We start from the raw sequence: 4,112 nt of genomic DNA on the forward strand, positions 1-4,112 counted from the left end.
GTACCCGGACTAGAAACTTCTAGCGAGTAAGCAAAAGGAATAACTTCTGTAGTATCTAAAGCGGCTTCGAGAGCGCGACTCATGCGTTCGCAATCTTGCAATCCCGTATCTGCATTGGGGTTGCGGATATCGATGCGGAGCGCTGGTGGGCGTTCGTGGGTATGAAAAACGATCGCAACTACTTCAAGTCCCAGTTCTGTGGCGATTGGGGTAGCGATATCGGTAATTTGGGGAATGAGGGGATGAGCCATACATGTAGCAAGGACTAGAAACTAGTGGCTATTGAGGGTAACGGTTACAGAGTTGTAGTAACTAATTTCAATCTCGATCCATCACCGAGCGGTCTGTGAACTGTGCCGATCGATGCTGCTATGCTGCTGTTGTACTGCGGGTAGAAGACCACAGAACTCGCAAAGAGGCGATCTGTCGCAAGCAACAAAAAAAGTGGGTTTCGACCCACTCCTGGTAATTTATTATTCCAAGAAGCATAGGGACAAGCTAATTACTCAGCTTGTCCCTGTCTCAATCTTAGCAGAGTTTTCATTCGAGAGTAATATGGTAGCTGATAGAGTAAAGATTACATGTTGGCATACTTGCAACCAGAGCAGTTTAACTGCGATCGACCTAGTTGCCACACTTAGCCTTTGCTCTGAGCAAATTGTCGATTCCGTCCATCTCACCACCTAATGACTATATGACTCTAAATCTTTACTTTCTGCGGCACGGACAAACTGCCTCCAGTCGGGGTAATTTATTCTGCGGCTCGATCGATCCAGCCCTGACTCCCGATGGTGAAGAAATGGCAGAATTATTTGCCAAAGCTTATGCTAGCACTCCGTGGTCAGCGATCTATTGCAGTCCGAGAGAGCGGGCGATTTTGACCGCCGAACCGTTAGCTGATGCGCTGAAAATGAAGCTAGAGTTACGAGATGGATTGCAGGAAATCAATTACGGTGCCTGGGAAGGCAAAGATGTCGCCACTGTCGATGCGGAGTATCACGATGACTATCTCCGGTGGTTGGCAGATCCCGGTTGGAATCCGCCCACAGGTGGCGAGTCGGCAATGGCAATCGCCGCTCGTGCCCTCGCCGTAATCGAGGAAATCAGCCAACAACACCCTACTGGCAACGTTTTGGTCGTATCCCACAAAGCAACCATTCGGATTCTGTTGTGCAGTCTCCTGGGTATCGATGCGGGACGGTTTCGCTATCGCTTAGGGATGCCCGTCAGTAGTATCAGTATCGTCGAATTTGGCAAGCATGGCCCCTTACTAAAGATTCTCGCCGATCGATCGCATCTGAACGATCGATTGCGTAATTTGCCTGGAACGTAGGATTTAGATGGGAGTTGGGAGATGGGAGTTGGGAGGGAGTAGAGGTAAGAGGTAAGAGGTAAGAGGTAAGAGGTAATAGGTAAAGATTTTTGGACGCTTGCGTCCTTATCAATAACTCCCAACTCCCAACTCCCATCTCCCATCTCCCATCTCCCAACTCCCTCCCTACTCCTTAATCCCCGTACTAGTAACACCTTGAATAAACTGTTTCTGTCCGACTAAAAATAGTAAAACGATCGGTACTGTCGAAATCCCTACCGCTGCCATTAGCAATTGCCAGCTATTGGTGAACTGTTCTTGAAATTCAGCTAGAGCGAGTTGCACGGTGCGTAATTCGGGACGGGTAGTAAAGATTAGCGGCTTAAATAGATCGTTCCACTCGCCGATAAAGGTAAACATGAATAGCGTCACCAGCGCGGGACGCGACAACGGGAGCATAATCCGCCATAGCACTTGCCACCGCGTCGCGCCATCTAACATGGCTGCTTGTTCGAGTTCGACTGGGATCGTCATAAAAAATTGCCGTAGCAAAAAGATCCCAAAACCACTAGCAGCGGTGGGCAAAATGAGACTGCTGTATGTATTGAGTAGATGCCCCCATTTGAGAATCAAGAAAATGGGAATGACTAATAGCTGAAACGGAATCACCAGCGTCGCTAATAGTAGGAGCAGTAGAGCTTGCCGTCCGCGAAACTGGAGTCGAGCTAACGCGTAGCCAGCTAAAGCCGATGTGCAGATCTGCGCGGCTGTCACTGCCAAGGCGACAAAAGTAGAATTGGCAAAAGCGAGGATAAAATTACCTTGACTCCAGGCTGCCTGATAATTGGCGAAAGTAATATGTGTCGGCAAGCTAAAGCCAGTCGCTGTCTCGCCGACAGGTGTAATAGAAGTTACGAAGACGACAGCTAAGGGTGCCAAAATTAGCCCAGCGCCGCCGAGGAGCAGCAGCCAGTTAAAAATTTGCCACCATCGAAAATAGTTCGGATCGGATAACTTTTGCACGGTTTTGGTCTACGATCGGTTAAGATAGTGGGGTTTGAAGATAGCAATAAATCTTTAGATTACCTAGTAAAACATTACAATAACTGTATGTGTTCGCGGTAAAGGTGCAGCCACCAATCGGCTTGACGTAAAATTAAATATTATTCGGATACACGGGAGAAATCGAACTTATGGTGCAGATTGCAGCCAGTTTGGAACTTGACTTTACCAGCGAAACCTACAAGGATGCTTACAGTCGGATTAATGCAATCGTGATCGAAGGCGAACAAGAAGCGCATGAAAACTATATTACATTAGGTGGACTGTTGCCAGATTCTCAGGACGCTCTGGTTAAGTTGTCCAAGATGGAGCTGCGGCACAAAAGAGGCTTTGAATCCTGTGCTCGCAATCTATCAGTAACACCAGATCTGGCATTTGCTAAAGAGTTTTTTGCCCGGTTGCACGAAAATTTCCAAATAGCCGCCAGTCAAGGTAATGTCGTCACCTGCCTATTGATTCAGTCGCTGATTATCGAATGTTTTGCGATCGCGGCTTACAATATCTACATTCCCGTCGCCGATGCGTTTGCCCGTAAGATTACCGAAGGGGTAGTTAAAGATGAGTACATGCACCTCAATTTTGGTGAAGTGTGGCTGCATGACAACTTTGAAGCGGCTAAAGCCGAACTGCAAACGGCAAACCGTCAAAATCTACCATTGGTGTGGAAGATGTTGAATGATGTCGCCAAAGATGCCAAAGTCCTGGGGATGGAAAAGGATGCCCTAATTGAAGACTTTATGATCGCCTATGGTGAAGCACTCAACAATATCGGCTTCAACACTGGCGAGATCATGCGGATGTCTGCTTACGGTTTGATGGGTGCTTAAATTAATTAGTAATTAATAATTAATAATTGGGTTTTTAGGATGGGGCTTAAATTCCCATCCTGAAAAGCGAATTCATCTTCGGACGGGTTTCCCGTCCATGAAAATAAATCCAGCACAATCACTCTCCTTAAGCTGATTCATTCCTTACCAGGCTTAGATATCCCGTAGGGTGGGCAATGCCCACCAACTAGGTTTCAGGCATAATCTATTTTATAAATAACTGCACCTACCTACTTAATTGACGAAGACAATACTAACAAAGATTTTGTTTTTACTTTCGCAGGAAGTCTAGTCACTATTCACTATTCACTAAAACACTACCCATCCTGTGCGCCGAGTGTTTTAAGTTCATTAATTTGCGCTTTTGTCAAGCCCTCCACGCCACCGATCTTCATTCCCTCATAGGGACGAGCGGCGCGACGGGTCGAGAGCAGATTCCCAGCGGCTAGATCCCACAGTCGAATCGTTTCATCTTCACTGGCACTAGCCAGAAATCGACCGCAACCGCTGACGGCGATACACCAGACCCAACTCTGATGCCCGGTAAAAGTATCGGTACACAGTCCGGTTTCCATCGACCAGACTTTCACCGTCCGATCGGAAGCACCGCTATACAACCACTTACCATCGGGACTGTAAGCAAGGGATAAAATCCAGCCTTCATGTCCGGTGAGAGTATGGCATAATTCCCCAGTTTCGATATTCCATAATAGAATTTGCCGATCCATCCCGCCGCTAGCGAGAATCGTCCCGCACGGATCGAAAGCCACCGCGATCGCGCGATTGGTATGCTGGGAGAGAGTATGTAGTGGCGTGCTATCGTGAATATTCCAAATTTTGACAGTCCGATCTTCACTGGCGCTGGCAATCAGATCCAGCTCGGGATGATAAGCCAAACCGCCGATGCGATC

At 47.6% G+C, this 4,112-nt stretch carries 3 protein-coding genes and 2 pseudogenes; 2 read left to right on the forward strand and 3 right to left on the reverse strand.

What is annotated here, in order from left to right; translation table 11 throughout:
• Positions 1-251 (reverse strand): annotated as a pseudogene (locus RMO35_RS04235) (ribosome maturation factor RimP); the annotation flags it as partial.
• Positions 252-694: 443 nt separating this feature from the next.
• Here RMO35_RS04235 and RMO35_RS04240 point away from each other — a divergent pair.
• Positions 695-1,333: a histidine phosphatase family protein gene (locus RMO35_RS04240; RefSeq protein WP_309738772.1), complete on the forward strand. Its 639-nt coding sequence runs from the start codon at positions 695-697 to the stop codon at positions 1,331-1,333.
• 165 nt (positions 1,334-1,498) lie between these two features.
• Here the strand turns inward: RMO35_RS04240 and RMO35_RS04245 are convergent, their stop codons facing one another.
• Complete coding sequence (locus tag RMO35_RS04245) at positions 1,499-2,335, reverse strand: carbohydrate ABC transporter permease (protein WP_309738773.1); 837 nt, start codon at positions 2,333-2,335, stop codon at positions 1,499-1,501.
• Between the two features lie 170 nt (positions 2,336-2,505).
• Between RMO35_RS04245 and RMO35_RS04250 the strand changes: the two genes are divergently transcribed.
• The gene (locus tag RMO35_RS04250) at positions 2,506-3,201 is read left to right on the forward strand and encodes an aldehyde oxygenase (deformylating) (protein ID WP_309738775.1); all 696 of its coding nucleotides are present in this window, start codon (positions 2,506-2,508) and stop codon (positions 3,199-3,201) included.
• A gap of 317 nt (positions 3,202-3,518) precedes the next feature.
• Here the strand turns inward: RMO35_RS04250 and RMO35_RS04255 are convergent.
• Positions 3,519-4,112: pseudogene (locus tag RMO35_RS04255) on the reverse strand (WD40 repeat domain-containing protein); the annotation flags it as partial.

The organism is Chamaesiphon sp. OTE_20_metabat_361 (assembly GCF_031364565.1).

Excerpts from the sequence above, each read along its gene's own strand:
- RMO35_RS04250 (WP_309738775.1), top strand. The coding sequence starts at position 2,506 with ATGGTGCAGATTGCAGCCAGTTTGGAACTTGACTTTACCAGCGAAACC.
- RMO35_RS04240 (WP_309738772.1), top strand. The coding sequence starts at position 695 with ATGACTCTAAATCTTTACTTTCTGCGGCACGGACAAACTGCCTCCAGT.